Genomic DNA, 19,862 nt, shown 5'->3' on the forward strand with positions numbered 1-19,862 from the left:
ATCGGCCCAATAAAATGCACCCCTGCGAGTTCATCGGGATAAACGGGACAACCGTTTTTCCGATATTTGCTCTGCGGGGTGCATTTATTTGGAAGGGATGCCGTGAGGCGGCTCCTTATTCATAACTCATGAGAAAGAGCTCAAGCTTCTAGGGACTCGCGTTTTCTTGACCCCGCCGCGGAAGCGCTGCGGAGATAAACAAACGATGCGCCGAGGGCGAGCAGCGCCATGACCATCAGCCCCCAAAAAATGTTGGCATAGGCGGCGGTCAGCGGCAGGCCGTGCTGCCACTCGATGGCGCTGGAGGCCAAGGCGATGCTGAAGGCCCCGCTGAAAAACTGCAGCAGTTGGAACAGCCCCATGCCCGAACCGATTTGGGACGCGGGCAGGATGCGGGAGATCTCGTTGGACACGCTGCTGGAAATAATGGTGAATCCTAGACTCGTTAGCAAATAAATGAACAGGATGGCGAGCCAGGATTGCCCGCTGAACAGCGCGAACAGGATCATGGCGCTTAGCATCAGCAGCGGCACAAACCGCAAAATCGCGCCGTTGCCGTGCTGGTCGATAACGGAGCCGACCTTGCGCGAGGCGACCATGGCCAGCATCGAGCCGGGAAAAATTATGAGGCCGGCATGGCTGGCGCTAAGATGAAAATGGTGCACCAGGATTTGCGGCAGCAGAAACAGTGTGGCGAAGCTGCACAAGTACGAGGCGATCCCCACAGCCGACAAAGTCAGATAAGCGCCGTTGCCGAACAGGGCGGGCGATACGAACGGCTCCCGCGCGCTGCGGACGCGCCAGACGAACAAGGCGAGCGCAAGTACGCCGAAGACCAAAGCGACCCAGGCGTGTTGGGTCAAAAACAGCAGCAGCCCGGTCGTGCCGATGGCGATAAATACGGCGCCGGGGGTATCGAAGGTGCCGCGAGCCGTTCTCTCCTTCGGTATGTAGAGGAGAAAAAACGGCACCAGCACCAGGGTCAGCGCGGTCACGACAAACAGGTATCTCCAGCCCCAGTATTCCACGATCGCGCCCCCGGCGACGGGACCAAGCCCGAGTCCCAGCGAAACGGCCGACATAATCAGCGCCATCGCTTTGCCGCGGCGCTGAATCGGCACGTACCGGGTGAGCAGCACCAGCGACAGCGACACGATCGCCCCGGCGCCGGAAGCCTGGATCACGCGTACGGCGAGCAAAAACCAGAAGCTGGTGCTGAACAGTCCGGCTACGGCGGTAAGCCCCAGCGTCAGCAGCCCGACCGCCAGCAGCCTCCGGATGGGCAGAAAGTCCGCAAGCCGGCTAAACGTAATGGATGAAATGGCAAACATAATCGAATAGCCGGTGACAATCAAGGAGGAAACGGAAGCCGTGAGGCCAAACGTTTCGGTTACGTCGGGCAGCGCCAGGTTAAACATGGCCGTATTCATGATGACCAGGACGACGGCGAGTCCGAGCAAAAGCGTCAGCAGCCCTTCCTTCTTTATAGAGGTTTCGGAGGAAGGGAGCGCGGGAATTTCGGTTGATACAACATTCATGCAGCATTTCACCCACTCTTTATTTGTTTTATTGTTCGATTGTAATCGAACGATTGAAATATAGCATGCCATCGTTTAAAATGCAATTAGGGAATCGAAAAAAAGATAAAATTTCTTTTACGCGATTTTTAATCGATGGCAGATCAATATATGCACAAAGGGGTTTTTTCGATGAAAGTGCTGTATCATCCGGACCGGGAAGAAATCCAGTTGTCTTCCGTACTGTATGCCCTTAGCGATCCCGTACGGTTAAGCGTCGTGGCCGAAATCCGCAAAAAGGGCGAGCAGCCGTGCAACTGCTTCGACGTGCCGGTCGCCAAATCGACATTGTCCCACCATGCCCGCACGCTGCGCGAGGCGGGGGTTGTGTTTACGCGCATTCAGGGAACCCAGCGCTTTCTGTCGCTGCGGGAGGAGGATCTGGAGTACCGCTTTCCCGGACTGCTCGATTCGATACTGAAGGCTTACGAAAGCTCAAATGGTAGAATTGGCATAGAGCTGTCCGAAGCGGACCGCTAAATTTAGCTGAAATCGCAAGGGGCGAAAGGATAACATGGATATGCTAAAAATCGATCTGACGGGAAAAATTGCTTTGATTACTGGAGCAACCGGGCAACTGGGACGGGTGATGGCCCGGACGCTGGCCGGGTGCGGGGCCAAGGTGGCCATTCACTACATGAATAACGAAGCCAAAGCGCAGGAACTGCTTGGCGAAATTACGGCGGCGGGCGGATCGGCGATGATTGTGCAGGGCGATATCACGAAGGAAGCGTCCATGGTGCATATGAAAAAAGAAATCCGGGAGAACCTGGGCGATCCGGATATCGTCGTCGCCAACGCCGTCGTGCAATACGACTGGATGTCCGTGCTGGAGCAGCCCGCATCGGACTACGTCAGCCAGTTCGAATCGTGTGTGCTGCAGAGCGTATTTCTCGCCAAAGCGTTTATACCGGCGATGATGGAGAAAAAATACGGACGTTTTATCGGGATCAACACCGAATGCGCGATGCAGAATTTCCCGAATCAATCGGCCTACACGGCCGGCAAAAGAGGGATGGACGGCGTATACCGCGTACTGGCCAAAGAGGTCGGCGAGCATCAAATCACCGTCAACCAGGTGGCCCCGGGCTGGACGATCAGCGAGCGGGAACGAAACTTAGAGGAGCGGAACGATTCGGCTTACATCGCCGGCGTTCCGTTGAAGCGGCGGGGCGAGGACCAGGATATCGCCAACGCCGTGGCGTTCCTCGCTTCCGACTTGGCCGACTTTATTACGGGCGCGTACATCCCGGTCAGCGGCGGCAATGTGATGCCGGCGATTTGACCGGCTGCGTCCTCGCTCTTATCTCCACACCACACCAAACCAAACCTCTGCCGGGAAATAGAGGTATTTTATGCCGTTATTTTGTGAATTCTCCCCTTTCTACGCAAAATAGCGGCATTTTTTTCCGTTATTTGGGGACTAGCTTGGAAAAAGCACATGTTTGTCTCTCGTTTTTCTGTAATAGAGGTAAAAAAATCCTCTATTTTCGTTGTACTCCTTTTTTGGGGAACATAAGGACCTTTTTTACCGCTATTTTCATGAACTCCACAAAAACGCAGGCCGCGTGTCCTCCTTACACCCTTTAATTGCACTGACAGCCCCTTATTGCACTGACAGTCCTTTAATTGCACTGACAGTCCTTTAATCGCTCCGGCAGTCCTTTAACGTGCCCCCATGTTTTAAGCTCGCCCATTAGAGGTCTTGAGGAGCGGATTCTTCTCGAGTTCATTCTTGTAATAGATAATATAAAATGGTGACACAGATAAAAACATAGTCTATAATCAGATGGTGAATAACTTATATAACAGTAGTTTTAAATAACTAGTACAGTAGTTTTGGCGCAAAGAAAGGGGGAGGGGCTTATCATCACCCTGGAGCATGTGAGCAAAACATACCGCTTGCCGGACGGTCAGTTGGAAGCGGTGCAGGATGTGTCCCTTGCCGTCGAGAAAGGGACGATTCACGGCATTATCGGAGCGAGCGGGGCCGGCAAATCGACGCTGCTGCGGATGATGAACGCTTTGGAGCTGCCCGACCGCGGGAGAATTACCGTCATGGGGCGGGAACTGACAGTTCTCCCGGAGGCTGCGCTGCGGAAGGTGCGCCGGTCGATCGGGATGATTTTCCAGCAGTTTCATCTGCTGAATAACCGGACGGTCAGCGGCAACATATCGGTGCCGCTTGAATTGGCCGGGACCCCAAGACGCGAGCGCGCCGAGCGCGTGGATGAGTGTCTGCGGTTCGTTGGCCTGCCGGACAAGGCGAAGCAGTATCCGTCGGCCTTAAGCGGCGGGCAAAAACAGCGGGTGGCGATCGCCCGGGCCCTGGCGAACCGGCCGGACGTGCTGCTCTGCGATGAGCCGACCTCGTCGCTCGACCCGCGGACGACGGCGGAAATTTTGGAGGTGCTGAGGCATATCCGCGACACCCTTGGAGTAACGATCGTGATCGTGACCCACGAAATGGAGGTCGTGAAAAGCCTCTGCGACACCGTGTCCGTCATGGAGAACGGAAGGCTGACGGATACGTTCCCTCTGGGGCAGCGCCGGGGTGCGGCGGATAAGTCTGCACTTGCGATGTCCTACCGGGAGCAGCTGCTCGCAGGAACGGAGGGGCGCCATGTTTGATTTTGCCGCCATGTGGCACGATGTGCTGCAATACCGCGCTCAGATCGGGGAAGCGATCGGCGAAACGTTTATGATGGTCGGTATCTCGCTGGCCGCGGCTATCCTGCTTGGGTTTCCGCTCGGCACGCTGATGTTTCTGACCAGCAAAGGGCAGCTGTACGAACATCGCGGCTGGTCGGCCGTTCTGAACAGCGCTGTGAACATTGTACGCTCCTTTCCGTTTTTGCTGCTGGTCGTGTTTATGATTCCGCTCACCCGCTTGATTGTGGGCACCGCGATTGGAACACTGGCCGCTTCCGTGCCGCTGGCGATCGTGGCGGTGGCGATTTATTCGCGGTTCGTGGAGCAGTCGCTGCTGGAGGTGCCGCGCGGCGTGATGGAGGCGGCCCGGGCCATGGGGGCCTCGAAGCTGGCTATCATTTTCAAATTTTTACTGGTGGAAGCCCGTTCCGGTCTGGTGCTTGGACTGACCTCCTCGACGATCAGCTTTATTTCCTACTCCACGGTCATGGGGGTGGTCGGCGGCGGCGGGGTCGGCGATTTTGCCATCCGCTACGGCTACCAGCGCTTCGAAACGGAGCTGATGGTTGCCGTCATCGTGCTGATGATTATTTTGGTGCAGGGCATTCAGTTTGCCGGAAATGCGATTTCCCGGCGTTTGGACAAGCGTTAAGTTTTTTTGCGGGGAAGCCCGGATTCACTGGCAGCATTAAGCAGGCAGCGTTAAGCAGGCAGCGGGTAAAAAGAGCAAGGAAGAGAATTAGGATGAGGGTTGAAGGGGGAGTTTTTTCATGAAAATGATGAAATGGATGATGAGCCTGGCGCTGCTGGCGCTTGTGCTGACTGCGTGCGGGAGCGGCGGCGGACAAGACCGGGCGGCGAAAGGCGCCGGGAATGAAGCGGGGACGAACGGGGCAACTTCGGCGGCAGCGTCTGCGGAAACAACAACGACAACGTTGAAGGTAGCCACCTTGATTCCGCCGATGACGGAAATTCTTGAATTGATCAAGCCGCAGCTTAAGGAGGAGGGCATCGACCTGGAACTGGTGGTATTATCCGACAACGTGCAGCCGAACGATGCCTTGGCCAACAAGGAAGTCGATGCTAATTTTTTCCAGCACGTTCCTTATATGGAGCAGTACAATGAAAGCAAAAACGCCCATCTAGCGGCGGTTCAGCCGGTATATCACGCGGTGTACGGCGCATATTCCAAAAAGTACAAATCGATGGAGGAACTGCCGGACGGGGCGACGATCGCCATCGCCAACGATCCTTCCAACATCGCCAGGTCGCTGATGATGCTGGATAAGGCGGGGGTCATCAAGCTGAAGGAAGGCGCGGGGCTGGAAGCCACCCAGGCGGACATCGTGGAAAACAGCCATAATTACAAATTCGAAGAAGTCGATTTGCTCATGCTGGCCCGGATGCTCGATGACGCCGATCTGGTGCTGATGACGCCGGCGTATGCCAGCCCGCTCGGACTGACGCCGAAGAAGGACGCGCTGCTGACGGAAACCGTCGATTCCGCGTTTGCCATTACGCTTGTCGCCCGCGAGGACAACAAGGATTCGGAGCCGGTTCAAAAGCTGGCCAAAGCGATTTCCAGCCCGGAAGTGAAACAGTTCCTGGAGCAAAAATACGACGAGATCGCGCTGCCGGCGTTCTAAAAACGGGATCTGGCATCAAAAGGGACTTGGCATCCAAAGGGACCTGGCATCAAAGGGGACCTAGCCAGCCTAGCCTCAGGAGTGCTGTGTTGCACTGCATGACAGAGGTCGAGCACAGAGGCCGGCGCATCGGCTGGCGCATCGGCGGGCTGCCGGCGGCAGGCGGCATAAGCCAAACTTCCCTCTTCATAAGATAGTGATAGCGAATTGTTTGTGAAGGAGGGAAGACGATGCAGATCCATGTCGTTCAGCGGAATCAGACCATATACAGCATCGCCGATACTTACGGCATCCCCTATGACGATATCGCGGAAGCGAATGAAATTCCGGATCCCAACCGGCTCGTCGCAGGCCAAGCTTTGGTTATTCCAACCGTCGGCAGCTATTACCGGGTTCAGCCCGGCGACAGCCTGTGGTCGATTGCACGGCGGTTCGGAATCAACTATCGGGAGCTGGCTCGGGTAAACGGCATCTCTCCGGACCAGACGTTGTCGGCCGGGTTTCGCCTGTACATTCCTCCCCGCCCCAAGCGGAGCGCGGAGTTTAACGCCTATGTGGAACCGCGTGGCGGGACCGTGGCCCCGGCGCTCGAGGAGGGGGCGCGGGAGGCGGCCCCGCATTTGACTTATCTGGCGCCGTTCAGCTTCCAGGCGCGGCGGGACGGTTCGCTTAAAGAACCGTTGCTGGACAACTTTCCGGCCATCGCCGGAGAGAACCGGGTCGTGCTGATGATGGTCGTTACGAACCAGGAAAACGACCGGTTCAGCGATGAACTGGGACGGATTCTGCTGAACGACCTGCCCGTCCAGGACCGGCTTTTGGACAATATCGCGGCCACGGCCCGCAATTACGGATTCCGGGACATTCATTTCGATTTCGAGTTTTTGCGGCCGGCCGACCGGGAAGCCTACAATGCCTTTTTGCGGAAAGCGCAGGCCCGTTTCGGGCGGCAGGGCTGGCTGATGTCGACCGCGCTGGCGCCCAAGACGAGCCGGGAGCAACAGGGGCTGTGGTATGAAGCCCACGATTACCGGGCGCACGGGGAAATCGCCGATTTTGTCGTGATCATGACCTACGAATGGGGCTACAGCGGCGGACCGGCGCAGGCCGTATCGCCGATCGGGCCGGTCCGCAGGGTCATCGAATACGCGCTGACGGAAATGCCGGCGGCGAAAATTATGATGGGGCAAAATTTGTACGGCTATGATTGGACCTTGCCGTTCGTACCCGGCAGCGTCGCGCGGGCGGTCAGTCCGCAGCGGGCGATCGAAATCGCGGCCCGGCATAATGTGGCGATCGAATACAGCGCGCGGGCGCAGGCTCCTTTTTTCAGGTATACGGACGGGGAAGGAAGACGGCATGAAGTGTGGTTCGAGGACGCCAGGTCCATCCAGGCGAAGTTCGATTTGATCAAAGAGCTGGGTCTCAGGGGCATGAGCTATTGGAAGCTGGGCCTCAGCTTCCCGCAAAACTGGCTGCTTATCGAAAGCAACTTCGACGTGGCGAAGCGGGTGTAATTCAGGTGGGTAACGTTGGGCAGGTAATGTCAATGTCGGGAGGTCTTGAATTTTCAAGAATTTTCAAATATAATTTTCATGTGATTTTTGCTACAGTGATATTGGGGTGGATGCGTTATGCTGAAACCAACCCAACATTTTAAAAAAAATTTAAATGAATATGGATCTTCGGGGTAAGGTGAAATTCCTGACCGGCGGTGAGGTTCCTCTGTTCCATGGGAAGAGAGGGGCTTAAGCCCGCGACTCGTTTACCGCGTGTTGTCCGCGGTTGGCGACTGACTTGGTGCGATTCCAAGGCCGACGGTATAGTCCGGATGGGAGAAGATCAAACAAGCAAGTTTGAACGGAGCTTTTTTGCTCTGGCCAGGCTTATTTGGTCGCCCCCGCAACCCCTTTTGTAGGAAGGATTGCGGGGGTTTTCTACGTAGACCCCATATTCAAGAAGGGGACATCATTATGAAAAATGCAAGTACAAGCAGCAGTGTAAACGGAGTAGGAGCGGGAACCGGCAAGGCCGGTTTGCAGGCCGGACGCAGCGCCGGCACGCTGGCGGGAGGGTCCGCAGCGCCAGGCGGCGCGTCAGGGAAGGCGGCAGCCTTGGCCGGGAACGCGGCCGCGAAAGGTACGGCGAAAACCGGGTTTTGGCTCGTTGTTTTGGGAGCCGCCCTTTGGGGCGTCGACCCGCTGTTTCGGGTCATTTTGCTGAAGTCGCTGACGTCGGCGCAAATCGTTCTGATTGAACACATCATCATCGCTTTGGTGGCCGTTCCGGTGTTATGGAAAAACCGCTCCGAACTGAAAGGGCTGGGCTGGCGCCACGCCGGCGCGCTGCTCTTCATTTCCTGGGGCGGGTCGGCGATCGCCACCATCCTGTTCACGATGGCGCTCTCCAGCGGCGATTTGAACGCCGTGCTGCTGCTGCAAAAAATGCAGCCGCTGTTCGCTATCCTGCTCGCCGGTCTGCTGTTGAAGGAGAAGCTGCCGCGCCACTTTTTCGGATTGCTGGCGGTCGCTTTGGCCGGAACGTACCTGCTTACTTTCGGATTTACGGTTCCGATCGGGCACTGGAGCGATTTCGTGCAAATCGGCAGCCTGCTTTCGCTGGGAGCGGCCGCGCTTTGGGGCGGTTCCACCGTGATGGGGCGGCTGATGGTCGGGAAGATGAAGTATGAGACGGTGACGTCGCTGCGGTTTATTTTGGCGCTGCCGCTGCTGCTGGCCATCGCCTGGAACGAAGGGGCGGGCTGGAACCTGCCGGCCGGAGGCTGGCAGATCGCCGCCGTTTCGCTGAACATGCTTGGACAAGCGCTGCTGCCGGGTCTCCTGAGCCTGCTCGTCTACTACAAAGGGCTGACGACCACGAAGGCTTCGGTAGCCACGCTGGCCGAGCTGAGCTTCCCGATGGTCGGGGTGCTCGTCAACTGGGTGGCGTTCCAGCAGATGATTACGACGGCCCAAGTGTGCGGCTTCGTGCTGATCTGGGCGGCGCTGTTCATCATCTCACGCCAGGGCGGCTCGCCCGCCGCGGAGACGAAAGCGGGCAACTCGGGCAACCCGGGCAACGCGGGCAAAGTGGGCAAAGCTGGCGCTTAACAGGGAAGATCGTTTAGCTTGTGTGTTAACTAACTTTGATTTTGGGGACCTCTGTTGCGGAGGTCTTTTTTGTTGCCAAGAGGAATTTGGGAGTATGGGGCTTTGGCTGGTCCGGCACTTTCTGGATGGTCCTGCGCGCGACTGAATGCGGATTTGTAAACACGCTGACTGGTGACGGTGATTTTATTGGATATATCCAATAGAACGGAATTCTGCTTCCAATTTCACAAGCTTGATTGGATTTTTCCAATAGAATCGGATAAAATTCTCAGAAAAGAGCCTATCGCAGCAAATCTATTGGATTTATCCAATGAGACTGCAGATTTGGCCGCGATGCCGGAGTAAATCTATTGGATTTATCCAATGGGACATAGCTCCAGGACTGAGGAGAAGCTAATAGGGGCAGGCTCGATTGAACCCATATAATGTTAAGGAGCGAATTATGAAAATATTTATCGGACAACCTGTCATGGAATACGGGACCGATCAGCTCGAAAAAGCTCTGGAAAAAAATACGGGCGCGGATTTATATCTTTATCCCGAGGGATATTTGAACGATAATCTGGAGTCGGCTTGTAGTCTTGCCCAAACGTACAATAAAACGATCATCACCGGCTACAAAAAACCAAAGGACCGAGCTGTGATCATATTCGGGAGCGGTGGCATCGTCCTGGATCGGGCTAAATACGACGATCCCAAGGTAATCGAGATGGGCCGCATGAAAATCGGCTTCTTATTATGCGATGAACTTATTCTTCAAGGTCTTTCGACGGTCAGTGAGAAACTTGACCTGATCGTGCATCCCATCGGAGTTGGCATGTTTAGCGAAGGGCAGTTTGAGGAATGGATGAACCTGGCTAAAAAAACCGCGCGAGAACACCAAGCTATCATGCTGGGGACCAGCCACGCGAACGGATCCTATAAAAACTGCGGAACCTCCATCCCGATCGCCTATGGTGTAAACCGATATGGGGAGGAAATATTCGTCATGAAAAACGATACGCGGAGTGTTGTGTTGGATTTAGATACACTCGATAATGAAATTTTGGCTTAGAGCGTTGCGACTTCGAGACTCAACCAGGATTTGAAGAAAAGCTGGAAATTTACTTCGTGATGAGCTATGTCTTAAAAGAAAGATCGCCGGTTACCCTGCTTTCTTGGCCAGGATAACGCGGCGATCTTTTTTCATGCCCATAAAAAAAATAAAACGCTTGGAGGCTTACTTTCCGTCTATAAAGTGAGAGTTCAAGACAGATCAGCAGCATTCAGGCTGAAGAAAGAAGCTTATGAACAGGGAGGGCATCATGAAAGAGGAAAAGCTGGCCGTGGCGGTTTGCACGGGAGACGAAGAAGCCTTCTTCAACTTCGTGTCCAGGCACAAGCGAAAGCTCTACGGCGTTGCATACAGCTACATGCACAACGAGGCCGACGCGCTGGATATGCTGCAGGAAGCAGCATATAGAGGGTGGTCGAAATGCCACACATTAAAAGATCCCGGCGCAATGCTGCCTTGGTTGATCCGAATCGTCATCCATTGCTGCATAGAAGAATTAAGACGGCAAAAACGCCGGAAACAGATCATCTTGGAGCGCTCCGTTACATACACCCCCGAGATGATAAGTGTTGCAAAGCTCGACATGGAAAAGGCGCTAAACCGCCTAAAGCCCAAGTACAGAAATGCAATTATACTCAGGTACTACAATGATATGACCGTTCCGGAGATCGCCCAAATACTCGGGAAGGCGGAGGGGACCATCAAGACGTGGCTGCACCAGGGACTCAAGCAATTGCGCAGCAAAATAAATTACGGGGACGAACATGGAGGTGAACTTCAACATGGCCAATCATGAGGACTGGATAATGGAAAAAAGCTGGCAGGAAGTACGTCAGGCTGCCGGAAGAGTAACGGACGAGAAGTTGGACGAGGCGCTGCGGCAGGGCATACAGCGGGCTGCTCGTGAACGGATGCGTCCGTTGTCCCGATTGCGGACGATGAAGCGGCTTCGCGTTGCCGCTGCGGTCCTGTCTATCTTGTTGGTCATCGGAGCCGGCGCAGTAGGCAGCTATAAATTAAATTGGGTACCTGGCGCTGAGGAAACATGGACCAATGTTCAGATTCCTTCCTATGTAGAGAACATTTTTGGTGAATTGGATAATTCATCCATCATGTCCATGATTAAGCAATCTGCAGCTCACGGACTGTATCATAAGTTGAATCAATCTACCGTTACGGGAGGTTATAAAATTACGGTTGATGGGATTGTAGCCGACAGCAGGCGAATTATTATGTTCTACACCACAGAGAACCAGAATGAGGATCTTCCATTACGCCTAAGCTATAACCAGCCTCCGCAGTTATTGGATCGTCAGGGCCGGCTGCTGAATGGTTCGTTCACTTGGGACACCTACGCCCAGTTGCCTAAAAATCAGCCGCTGACCAAGGGGGTTATGGTATTTGATTTTGAAACGGCCGGACAAATTCCGGAAAGCTTCCAGATCAAAACGACCTGGTCCCAGCTAAAACCTAAAGGAAGTAAGATTAAAGTGAAAACAGAAAACCTGGTTGTCCCCGTTACGATTCAAAATGGCGCTCACGCCGCGGATATTGAGGAGCGGCCGATCCACGTGGATATAACGCAGAGCGGACAGCAGATCACCTTTACCCAAATGATTCAGAGTCCCCTGAGGACGGACCTTGTTTTCGATTTCAAGAGCAGCAACGGCAAAAAGCTGGAAAAGATCGAAGCCGTGCTGGAGCTTGCCTCACTGAAAAAGCGGGCAAAGGAGCGCATGGATTTTGATACAACATTAAGGTATGATCGAACCCTGCTGACGCCTGAGGGGGGAACGATTTACCTGACCAGCAGCTTCTACTCGGAGCATAGGGAATTATGGCTAAAATTTTATTATGCGAGCTTCCAGCCCGATCACGAAGTGCAGATTACCGTTGATCCCGAGGAAGGCAAGCTGGTTCACTCTCCCGATTCCCAGATCTCACTGGAGCGGATTCTGGAGGAAAGTACGGACGAGAAATTGCGCTTACGTCTGCAGTACGGGCCGCAGGAAGAGTATAAAGGAGGATATTTCGAACTGGAAGATACGTTTGCGGATGCCGACGGCGAGCGCCATTCCTTCACTCAGCAATATGATGCCGGGGAAGGAACATTTCTCTCCATTCCGAACTACCGGCAATATCCCGGCCCCTTCAGCTTCGATATTATAAGATATTGGGGTAACGTTCTGGAATTAAATGAAGCGGATGAACAGCGCATTCGTTAGGATGTATATGCAGATTTCATCATAAAAAAAGCGATATACGTACGGGGCTGCCCAAAAGGTCATATACTTGACCTTAGGGACAACCCCGTTTTCTTGAGAAACCCTTGCTTTAGGTGCGGGGAGGCGAGGATAGGGGCCAGCCATGCCTCTCTTGCCGGAATAGCGGTAATTTATGGCGTTATTTTTGGAATTTTCCCCTACTGAGTGAAATAGCGGAACTTTTGAGCCTTATCTGGGTAACAAGCGTGGGAAAAGCCCCCCTTTGTCCTCTTCCTCCCAAATTAGAGGTAAAAAATTCCTTTATTATAGCTAATCTACCTTTTTTGCCGAAAATAAGGACAAATTTTACCGTTATTCCCCTAGCCACTACAAAAACGCAGGCAGTGCGCCTTCTTCATACCTTAATCAAAGGATAAGCCGGAGCGGACTTCTCCGGCGATTTACGTACGGCAACTCCCAGCCCGCAGCCCCGTTCTATTTCTCGTCCAGCCACAAAATGGCGGTTACGCCGCGCGGATAGTAGCGGCTGCCGCAAATAACGCCGGCCATCATCTGGTCGCTCCAGCTCCAGTAGGCGTTCTGCTCGGAGGTGAGCCAGGCGGCGTGCGCCGCGTCGGCGGCCCGGCCCTGCTCATCCCACGGCAGGCCAAGAATGCGGCGGGCGATGAACTGGCACAGATAGATTTTGCTGAGCCAGGAATTGTTGCTCGTCGAGGACAGCTTCCAGCCGCCGTCTTCGAACAGGCAGACGCCGGGCTTCAGCACCGCGCGCAAATGCTCCGCCAGCGCCGCGATGTACTCGCCGAACCGGCCGCCTCTGTCCAGCGCCTCCTCGCACCCCGTATACAGCGGGAAAATCAAGCCTTCGATCGCCGGAATGATTTTCGAATCGTTGTTCTCCTGAATCACGGCGGGAATGTAGCCGCCCGGCTGCATGTGAGCCACGATCGTCCGCGCGCACAGTTCGGCCTGACGGCCGGCCAGCGCCGCCTGCTCTTCGCGGCCGTTACCCCGCAGCAGCTTCTCCATCGCCACGTAGGCGGCCCAGCTTTTGCCGGCCAAATAAATGTTGTTGCGCGCCTGACCGAGCGACACGTCCAGGCTGTCGTACGTGGTAATCTCCGCGCCGCCCATCGTCCGCGAGCTGTCCAGGCCCATGATGCCGGTCCGCTTGGCCGAGTCCGGGTGGTCGCGGTTCACCATGCTATCCAGACATTGCTCAAGCACGCCGAGGTTGCGGCTCAGCCACTCGTTGTCCCCCGTCTGACTCACATAAACGGAAGCGCACAGCACCCAGTTGACAAGCTGCTCATGCGTCATGTGCGAGAAGCAGTCGTCGATCGCATGCAGCTCATAAGCGGAGTAGCCGGGCCGGGAAAACGAATTGGCCACGCCCATATCATGCGTGAAGCTGATGCCGCCGGGATACACGGTATCATCGCCCGGAAGGCGGACCGTATCCTCGTAGCTGTAGCGGCGGGTGAACAGGTCGAGTTCGTTTTTGACCGTCCACGGGTTCATTTTCAGCTCAAAAAACAGCTGGTCAACCGTCAGATCAAACGTGTTCATCATCCGGTATTCGCCTTCGTTGACGATCCAAAGCGGCCGTCCCTCGTGGTCAAGCAGCTCGCTGGACCCGTAGTAGCTGCGGATGGCGTGCGCCAGCATAAACCGCTGATCCTCGTTCAGATGCGGAGCGTTCACCAGCTCTTCGGCTTGGCGCGCGGCTGCGAGCTTGCGGTCGAACTGCTCCAGCGCGTAAGCGGCCACTTCCTCGATATTGCCGAAAAACCGTGTGTAATAGTAGGACGCGTCTATCCCGGTAGTAACGTAACCGCCGCGGTAGAAGCAAAGCGCAAAGCGGTAAGTCGCTTTTTCGCCGGCCGGGGTATCCATCAAGAGCGCGCCTACCGGACCGAGCCCGAACCGCAGGTTTTCCGGCACCTTCGGCTGCAGAATCGCTTCTATCGTGAAAAATCCGGCGCTCGCCACCCGCGGATCGTTCGTGGCAATCGCCGTGTTCCGGCCCTGGCCGACGCCGCAAATCCGCCCTTCGGTCGTGTCTTCCAGGCGGCGGATCGAAGTGTACGGGTCGGTGTTCTGGAAGCCGAAAAACGCTTTGCGCGCCGACTTGCCGCGGGTGTTGTCGACCGTAATTTCCGCCAGCACCGCTGGGCAAAGGGCGAAGCGGAGCTCCTCCTCCGCGGCGGATGCCGGATCGGGTACGGGCCCGAACGGGGAGTACAGGCGGAACGTCAGATCGCCGGCCTGCCACTCGTCGGTCGCCACGCCAAACCCCCGAGTGATCTCCCTGCGCGCAAACGCGGCGATGATACCGCTGTCATTTTTTTGCACGGAATGCTGAAGTTCACTCCCATCCCCGCTATCCTCCGTCGTATAACGGTCGCGTTCGTCCTGGCCTTCCCCGAAAAACGGCAAGGCCCGGTAGCGGTTCTGGCCGTCTTCCTGCAATCCGATGTATATATTCTGATTGGGCGGGCTGCCAAGCTCCAGATCAAACCCGCCGCTTTTGCCGGGATACCCGAGCGTGAAGCTGGCGAAAGCGCCGGCCGGCGAGTGATGCGCGTTGAAAAAAATATTTTTACCCAACTTGATTACCTCCTGTTATTTAGGTAAATAGTGTGTTAGCTTGATTATATCAAGGGGCATTGGAGCCTCCTATGTCCAAACCGCCAATTAATTTACCCAAATCAATCAGAAAAAAGAAATTGACGGTAAAAGGAGAGTCGGTGTATGAATATGTCCGGAGAGCATCAGGTCGCCGAGTTTATGCTGCCCGATATGGATTCGACGTTCCGTTTGTTTGCCGCGCATTTGCGGACGGTAACGAACGAATGGTCCTACCCGCGGCACAGCCATCCGCTATTTGAAGTAAATTTGCTGCTGGAGGGGCGCCAGGAAATGATCGTGGGCGGCCAGCGCTACGTGCAGCAGCCGGGAGACTTGATGCTGCTGCGGCCCGAGGACGTGCACGAGAGCCGGGCGGCGGGGACGGGAAGAATGACGTACTACTGCCTGCATTTCAACGTCGACGATCCCGCCATGCGGGAGGTGTTATGCCGGGGCGAAGAGGTGCTGTACGCGGCGGACAGCCCGTTGGCGAGGCAAATCCGCCCCAGCCTGGACAAGCTGATCGCGCTTACCTCGGGCGGCGCGGGCGTGAAGCTGGCCGACAAGATGCGAACCTTGGCGGCGCTTTTCGAGCTGTTCGCCGGCCTCAGCGACAGCTTGGCGGAAAGCGGCGGCACCGGCGCTTCCGGCAGCCGCGTGCATCGCATCGCCGCGGAGATCGCCGCCGGGCTGGAGCGCTGCGTCGAGGCGCCGGAAGCCTGGAGCCATCCGGCCGGCATTGAGACGGCGGGCGGTGGCGGACACGGCGCAGGCGGCGAAAACGTGAGCGGCGATGGTGATGGCGGCAGCGACAGCGGCGGCCGCGGCGGCGCGGGCGCAGTCGAGGACGCGGACGGAGCGCGGGACACCGTGGCGGCCGTGACCGCCGGCCTCGGGTACAGCGCCTCCTCCTGCAACCGCATCTTCCGCAGCGTGTACGGCATGTCTCCGCGGCAGTACCTGTCGGCGCTGAAGCTGAAAAAAGCCAAACTGCTGTTGATGGAGCCGGAGCTGTCGGTGGAAGACGTCTCGCGGCGGCTCGGCTACAAGGACATCGCCCATTTCAGCAGGCAGTTCAAGCGCTGGACCGGCGAACCGCCCGGCAAATTCCGCGGGCGATACCACATTTGAGGAGCCGGATGCGCGGCCGGCTTACGGAACCCGAAAACTGACTGAATCGAAAGGAATGAAGCGCATGGCAGCGTACCGCAATCCCGTGATTCCGGGATTTTATCCTGACCCCAGCGTTTGCCGGGCGGGAGAAGATTATTATCTGGTAACGAGTTCTTTTGAATATTTTCCGGGGGTGCCGATCTTCCACAGCCGCGACCTCGTTCACTGGCGGCAGTTGGGTTATGTGCTGAACCGCCCGAGCCAGCTGCGGCTCGACAAAGCGAGAAGCTCGGGAGGCATCTACGCTCCCACGATCCGTTACCATCAGGGAAAGTTTTATGTGACGACAACGAACGTGACCGGAGGCGGGCATTTATTGGTGCATAGCGGCGATCCCGCAGGGGAATGGTCCGACCCGGTTTGGATCGATCAGCCGGGCATCGATCCGGATTTGTTTTTTGACGAGGACGGGACGGTGTATTTCTCGACCGCTTCGGGCCAGGCCGAAACCGGCATATATCAAAGCGTAATCGACCTTAAGACGGGAAAAAGATTAACCGAGCCGCAAATCATCTGGGACGGCAGCGGCGGCAAACATCCGGAGGCCCCGCATCTGTATAAAATCGGCGGGACCTATTATCTGATGCTGGCCGAGGGCGGCACCGAATACGGCCACATGGTGACGATCGCCAGAGGCGGCAGTCCGTCCGGTCCGTTTGCCGGCTGCCCCGGCAACCCGATCCTGTCGCACCGCAGCAAGGCGAGTCCGATTCAGGCCACCGGGCACGCCGATTTGGTGCAGGCTCATGACGGCAGCTGGTGGGCCGTTTGTCTGGGGATTCGTCCGGTCGGTTATCCGAACCGGCACCATTTGGGACGGGAGACGTTCCTTGCCCCGGTGAAATGGAACGAGCAAGGCTGGCCGGAGATCGGGGAAGGCGGGATGATCGCGGAAAAAGTGGAAGCGGATACACTGCCGCTGCATCCGTGGAGCGAACAAACAAATCACCGCGACGATTTTACGGCAGCGGCCCCGGAATTGACCTGGAATTTCCTGCGGAATCCCCGTCCGGGCAGCTGGTCGCTGGAAGAACGCCCCGGCTGGTTGACCCTGCATGGTTTGCAGGTAACTTTGGACGATGAGGATGCGCCGGCGTTCCTGGGCAGACGGCAGCAGCATTTTGCCTGCCGGGCCGAGACGCTGCTGGAGTTTCCGCCCGCTCACGAAGGGGATGAGGCCGGGTTGACCGTGCTGATGAACCATCGCTTCCATTATGAAATCGCGCTGACGCGGACGGGCGGGGAACGCGTCCTAATTTTCCGCCGGCGGCTGGGCTCTTTGCGGAAAGTGGAGCACAGCGTCCCATGGGCAGGGGAGCGGGTGATTCTTGGCGTACAGGCCGATGCGGAAAATTACGTCTTTACATACGGCCATCCGGAACGGGAGGAAGAACGAACGATTCTGGGCAGGGGGGAGTGCATCATGCTGGCGACCGAGGTGGCTGGCGGGTTCACCGGGGTATTCTTCGGGCTGTACGCGGTCAGCGGCACCTCCGCTCCCGCAGCCCCGGCCCGCTTTGACTGGTTTGATTACATCCCGCTGGACTAGCGCAAAGGAGATGACCGAAGTGATCACGATGGTTATTGCCAACGATGAGCATATTACCCGCCTCGGTTTGCAATCGCTGGACTGGGAGTCCGAAGGATTCAGGCTTACCGGCCTTGCTTCTTCCGGCCCTGAAGCGCTCGATATGGTGCGTTCGCTGGCGCCCGATTTGCTGCTGACGGATATCCGGATGCCGGGTATGGACGGATTGTCCTTGATGAAGACGCTGAACCAGGAAAACCGCCCGGTCAAGGTCGTGTTCATTACGGCCTATCATCAGCTCGATTACGCCTTGTCGGCGATCGAACTGGGGGCGGTCGGCTTCGTGCTGAAGCCGACCGATCCGGATGAGATCATGGCGGCTTGCAGAAAGGCCAAGCTGCAAATCGAAGCGGAGCGCGAGCAGGCGGCCGCCGAGCGCGATATGCGCCAGCAATTGAAGGAAGGGTATTTTTTGATCGGGATGATGGTGCCGATTCATACCACCCTGATTCCGCTATTTCAGCTTCGTCAGCATCTGGAATGAGCTGCTCGTGGCGCTCGTTTTTATATCGGACCCGTTGAAAATGACGCTGCTGGTGGGCCTATCCAACTTCAAGGATCAGTATACGACCGATTACGCTCCGATGTTTGCGGCGATTCTGATGGCGACGATCCCGACGATTACCGTCTGCGCGACTTTCAGCAAGCGGATTATGTCCGGAATGGCGGAAGGCGCGATCAAGGGGTAGCTTTATGGTTGGGCCTTGCAGTCGATATGCCGCAGTTATGGGGGACCAAGTGTAAAAGCTCCACTTTTGCATTTGATCAGCCGAATACTGGCATTTTGGCGAACATCGCCTGCACTTTCGGCTTTTGCATTTCACGAACGCCTTCGGGCGTTTTTTTATCTGTTTATTGCCAAAGTTATGACTCAACTTTCGCAGCAAAAAATCGGCAGACAAGCCTTGATTGTAGCTGGGTAAAGCAGCAATCCATTGCTGGAATTGACGCTGAATCAAAGGCGGACAGTTTTGCACTGTAGCCGTTTCGAGCCGTGTCACAAATCGACGCCAGGTCAGGGGGCTGTCTAAGGGACTGTCTAAAGCGTTCGTGTCTTGGTGTTCCTGCCTGCTGCCTGCCTTTGCACAATTATTCCTTTCGTTCAGGGAGCAGGGGGTGGGGCTAAAGCAAGTCATGGGTTCCAAAAAAGAGTAGAAAAACAAAAAAGATAAGGAAAAAATGAGGCGGTTCAGGTGAGATGTTCGGCTTGATAAGAGAACGTGTGTTTGGTATAATGAAATAAATGGAACCTATGTTCGTATATTCTTGACTTGGGGGCGAGTGAACATGGAGATCAATGCGGGAACGGAACTTCAGCCATTCAGCAGCCGTTATAACAGCGAGCAGGACTGTATGGAGGCGCTGATCGCGATGAAGTGGCCAAACGGCTTCGTCTGCCCGCGCTGCGCTCACACCCGGTGCAGCCGTCTGACCTCCCGGCATATCCCTTTGTTCGAGTGCGGAAAATGCAAGCATCAAACATCGCCTTTGGTCGGTACGATTTTTGAAGGAACGCATCTCCCCCTGGTGAAGTGGTTCCAGGCGCTGGAGTTGTTCCTACTCCCTGACGGCATCTCGGCGGTGCGGCTGCGCCAGGTGATCCGGGTCACCTACAAGACCGCGTGGTCGATGCTGCAAAAAATACGTCATGCCGTGGGGGAGTTCGATGCCCGGGAGCTGCTCTCCGGAGACGTGAAGGTGAACAGCGATCAGTATGGGCGTAATCCGTCCCGGTGTCAGGTTTCGCATCCGTATGCCTCGGCGGTCGTAGCGGGCTGCACGGTCACGGCGTCGGGCGAGCCGGAGCACGTCAAAATCCGCCTGGTGCCGCATAAGCGGGGAGGCGAAAAAAGGGCAAACCGTCAAGATCTAGCCGAGTTTATTGGCGGGCATGTGGATGTTCATACATCGACGGTGCAGTCCTTCCCTCAGGCCTTTCGGCTGTATACGCCCTTGCGGAAAGTGGTGAGAGAGGCGTGGGAATCGCTGAAGAGTACGTATGGAGCCTTGGGACTTAAGCATCTGCAGGCGTACCTAAACGAATACACCGGACGCCGCCGGCTGCGCCTGCAAGAAGGACTGCCCGGAGCGGAAGAAACGATGCGGCAGCAGTTGCTGCAAATGTGTGTGGCGATTCCGGCGATCCCTTACCGCAAGCTGATCGCGCGCCAACCGAACCAGCCCCTTGCGGCTGCGGCTTGATCGA

The 19,862-nt window shown here is 56.1% G+C and carries 17 protein-coding genes and 1 riboswitch; of the genes, 15 read left to right on the top strand and 2 right to left on the bottom strand.

Going from position 1 to position 19,862, the window contains the following annotated elements; translation table 11 throughout:
- Positions 1 to 140: 140 nt before the first annotated feature.
- Positions 141 to 1,538 (bottom strand): MFS transporter, encoded by a 1,398-nt coding sequence (locus NYE69_RS10165; protein WP_340926062.1) that lies wholly within the window; start codon positions 1,536 to 1,538, stop codon positions 141 to 143.
- 171 nt (positions 1,539 to 1,709) lie between these two features.
- On the opposite strand from NYE69_RS10165, the gene NYE69_RS10170 reads away from it, so the two are divergent.
- The 10 genes from NYE69_RS10170 (at position 1,710) to NYE69_RS10215 (ending at position 12,264) form a co-directional block, all read left to right on the top strand.
- Entirely contained in the window at positions 1,710 to 2,057 is a 348-nt protein-coding gene (locus NYE69_RS10170) for an ArsR/SmtB family transcription factor (RefSeq protein ID WP_340926063.1), read from the top strand.
- A 40-nt stretch (positions 2,058 to 2,097) separates the two neighbouring features.
- The gene (locus NYE69_RS10175) at positions 2,098 to 2,862 is read left to right on the top strand and encodes an SDR family NAD(P)-dependent oxidoreductase (RefSeq protein WP_340930350.1); all 765 of its coding nucleotides are present in this window, start codon (positions 2,098 to 2,100) and stop codon (positions 2,860 to 2,862) included.
- Between the two features lie 581 nt (positions 2,863 to 3,443).
- Entirely contained in the window at positions 3,444 to 4,208 is a 765-nt protein-coding gene (locus NYE69_RS10180; RefSeq protein WP_082208097.1) for a methionine ABC transporter ATP-binding protein, read from the top strand.
- Positions 4,201 to 4,881 (top strand): methionine ABC transporter permease, encoded by a 681-nt coding sequence (locus tag NYE69_RS10185; protein WP_036625436.1) that lies wholly within the window; start codon positions 4,201 to 4,203, stop codon positions 4,879 to 4,881. Before NYE69_RS10180 ends, NYE69_RS10185 begins: the two co-directional genes overlap by 8 nt.
- Before the next feature lie 118 nt (positions 4,882 to 4,999).
- Positions 5,000 to 5,875 carry a MetQ/NlpA family ABC transporter substrate-binding protein gene (locus tag NYE69_RS10190; protein ID WP_445744765.1) on the top strand — a complete coding sequence of 292 codons (876 nt, stop codon included), beginning with the start codon at positions 5,000 to 5,002 and terminating at the stop codon, positions 5,873 to 5,875.
- Positions 5,876 to 6,105: 230 nt separating this feature from the next.
- A complete protein-coding gene (locus NYE69_RS10195; protein WP_340926064.1) occupies positions 6,106 to 7,392 on the top strand; it encodes a glycoside hydrolase family 18 protein in 1,287 nt (428 codons plus the stop codon).
- A gap of 160 nt (positions 7,393 to 7,552) precedes the next feature.
- Positions 7,553 to 7,722: riboswitch (FMN riboswitch) on the top strand.
- 126 nt (positions 7,723 to 7,848) lie between these two features.
- Positions 7,849 to 8,985 carry a DMT family transporter gene (locus tag NYE69_RS10200; protein ID WP_340926065.1) on the top strand — a complete coding sequence of 379 codons (1,137 nt, stop codon included), beginning with the start codon at positions 7,849 to 7,851 and terminating at the stop codon, positions 8,983 to 8,985.
- A 442-nt stretch (positions 8,986 to 9,427) separates the two neighbouring features.
- Positions 9,428 to 10,039 carry a hypothetical protein gene (locus NYE69_RS10205; RefSeq protein WP_340926067.1) on the top strand — a complete coding sequence of 204 codons (612 nt, stop codon included), beginning with the start codon at positions 9,428 to 9,430 and terminating at the stop codon, positions 10,037 to 10,039.
- Positions 10,040 to 10,289: 250 nt separating this feature from the next.
- Complete coding sequence (locus NYE69_RS10210) at positions 10,290 to 10,835, top strand: sigma-70 family RNA polymerase sigma factor (RefSeq protein WP_340926069.1); 546 nt, start codon at positions 10,290 to 10,292, stop codon at positions 10,833 to 10,835.
- Positions 10,822 to 12,264, top strand: a complete 1,443-nt coding sequence (locus tag NYE69_RS10215) for a DUF4179 domain-containing protein (RefSeq protein WP_340926071.1) — start codon at positions 10,822 to 10,824, stop codon at positions 12,262 to 12,264. The genes NYE69_RS10210 and NYE69_RS10215 overlap by 14 nt, the downstream gene beginning before the upstream one ends.
- A 474-nt stretch (positions 12,265 to 12,738) precedes the next feature.
- Here NYE69_RS10215 and NYE69_RS10220 read toward each other — a convergent pair whose 3' ends face one another.
- Positions 12,739 to 14,874 carry a glycoside hydrolase family 52 protein gene (locus NYE69_RS10220; RefSeq protein WP_340926072.1) on the bottom strand — a complete coding sequence of 712 codons (2,136 nt, stop codon included), beginning with the start codon at positions 14,872 to 14,874 and terminating at the stop codon, positions 12,739 to 12,741.
- Positions 14,875 to 15,018: 144 nt separating this feature from the next.
- Here NYE69_RS10220 and NYE69_RS10225 point away from each other — a divergent pair, with 144 nt between their 5' ends.
- From NYE69_RS10225 to NYE69_RS10245, 5 genes are all read left to right on the top strand, one after another.
- A complete protein-coding gene (locus NYE69_RS10225) occupies positions 15,019 to 16,026 on the top strand; it encodes an AraC family transcriptional regulator (protein WP_340926074.1) in 1,008 nt (335 codons plus the stop codon).
- Between the two features lie 64 nt (positions 16,027 to 16,090).
- Positions 16,091 to 17,617, top strand: a complete 1,527-nt coding sequence (locus NYE69_RS10230) for a glycoside hydrolase family 43 protein (protein ID WP_340926075.1) — start codon at positions 16,091 to 16,093, stop codon at positions 17,615 to 17,617.
- Positions 17,618 to 17,645: 28 nt separating this feature from the next.
- Positions 17,646 to 18,140 carry a response regulator gene (locus tag NYE69_RS10235; RefSeq protein WP_340930354.1) on the top strand — a complete coding sequence of 165 codons (495 nt, stop codon included), beginning with the start codon at positions 17,646 to 17,648 and terminating at the stop codon, positions 18,138 to 18,140.
- Positions 18,141 to 18,147: 7 nt separating this feature from the next.
- On the top strand, positions 18,148 to 18,345 hold the full coding sequence (locus NYE69_RS10240) for a hypothetical protein (protein ID WP_340926076.1): 198 nt from the start codon (positions 18,148 to 18,150) through the stop codon (positions 18,343 to 18,345).
- Positions 18,346 to 18,943: 598 nt separating this feature from the next.
- The gene (locus NYE69_RS10245; RefSeq protein WP_340926077.1) at positions 18,944 to 19,858 is read left to right on the top strand and encodes an IS1595 family transposase; all 915 of its coding nucleotides are present in this window, start codon (positions 18,944 to 18,946) and stop codon (positions 19,856 to 19,858) included.
- Positions 19,859 to 19,862: the final 4 nt, after the last annotated feature.

Source organism: Paenibacillus sp. FSL R5-0527, assembly GCF_038008055.1.
GTDB classification, from domain to species: domain Bacteria; phylum Bacillota; class Bacilli; order Paenibacillales; family Paenibacillaceae; genus Fontibacillus; species Fontibacillus macerans.

Coding starts and splice junctions, on each gene's coding strand:
- NYE69_RS10210 (WP_340926069.1), top strand. CDS start 10,290: ATGAAAGAGGAAAAGCTGGCCGTGGCGGTTTGCACGGGAGACGAAGAA.
- NYE69_RS10205 (WP_340926067.1), top strand. CDS start 9,428: ATGAAAATATTTATCGGACAACCTGTCATGGAATACGGGACCGATCAG.
- NYE69_RS10215 (WP_340926071.1), top strand. CDS start 10,822: ATGGCCAATCATGAGGACTGGATAATGGAAAAAAGCTGGCAGGAAGTA.
- NYE69_RS10165 (WP_340926062.1), bottom strand. CDS start 1,538: ATGAATGTTGTATCAACCGAAATTCCCGCGCTCCCTTCCTCCGAAACC.
- NYE69_RS10245 (WP_340926077.1), top strand. CDS start 18,944: ATGGAGATCAATGCGGGAACGGAACTTCAGCCATTCAGCAGCCGTTAT.
- NYE69_RS10230 (WP_340926075.1), top strand. CDS start 16,091: ATGGCAGCGTACCGCAATCCCGTGATTCCGGGATTTTATCCTGACCCC.
- NYE69_RS10225 (WP_340926074.1), top strand. CDS start 15,019: ATGAATATGTCCGGAGAGCATCAGGTCGCCGAGTTTATGCTGCCCGAT.
- NYE69_RS10235 (WP_340930354.1), top strand. CDS start 17,646: ATGGTTATTGCCAACGATGAGCATATTACCCGCCTCGGTTTGCAATCG.
- NYE69_RS10190 (WP_445744765.1), top strand. CDS start 5,000: ATGAAAATGATGAAATGGATGATGAGCCTGGCGCTGCTGGCGCTTGTG.
- NYE69_RS10200 (WP_340926065.1), top strand. CDS start 7,849: ATGAAAAATGCAAGTACAAGCAGCAGTGTAAACGGAGTAGGAGCGGGA.
- NYE69_RS10170 (WP_340926063.1), top strand. CDS start 1,710: ATGAAAGTGCTGTATCATCCGGACCGGGAAGAAATCCAGTTGTCTTCC.
- NYE69_RS10175 (WP_340930350.1), top strand. CDS start 2,098: ATGCTAAAAATCGATCTGACGGGAAAAATTGCTTTGATTACTGGAGCA.
- NYE69_RS10185 (WP_036625436.1), top strand. CDS start 4,201: ATGTTTGATTTTGCCGCCATGTGGCACGATGTGCTGCAATACCGCGCT.
- NYE69_RS10195 (WP_340926064.1), top strand. CDS start 6,106: ATGCAGATCCATGTCGTTCAGCGGAATCAGACCATATACAGCATCGCC.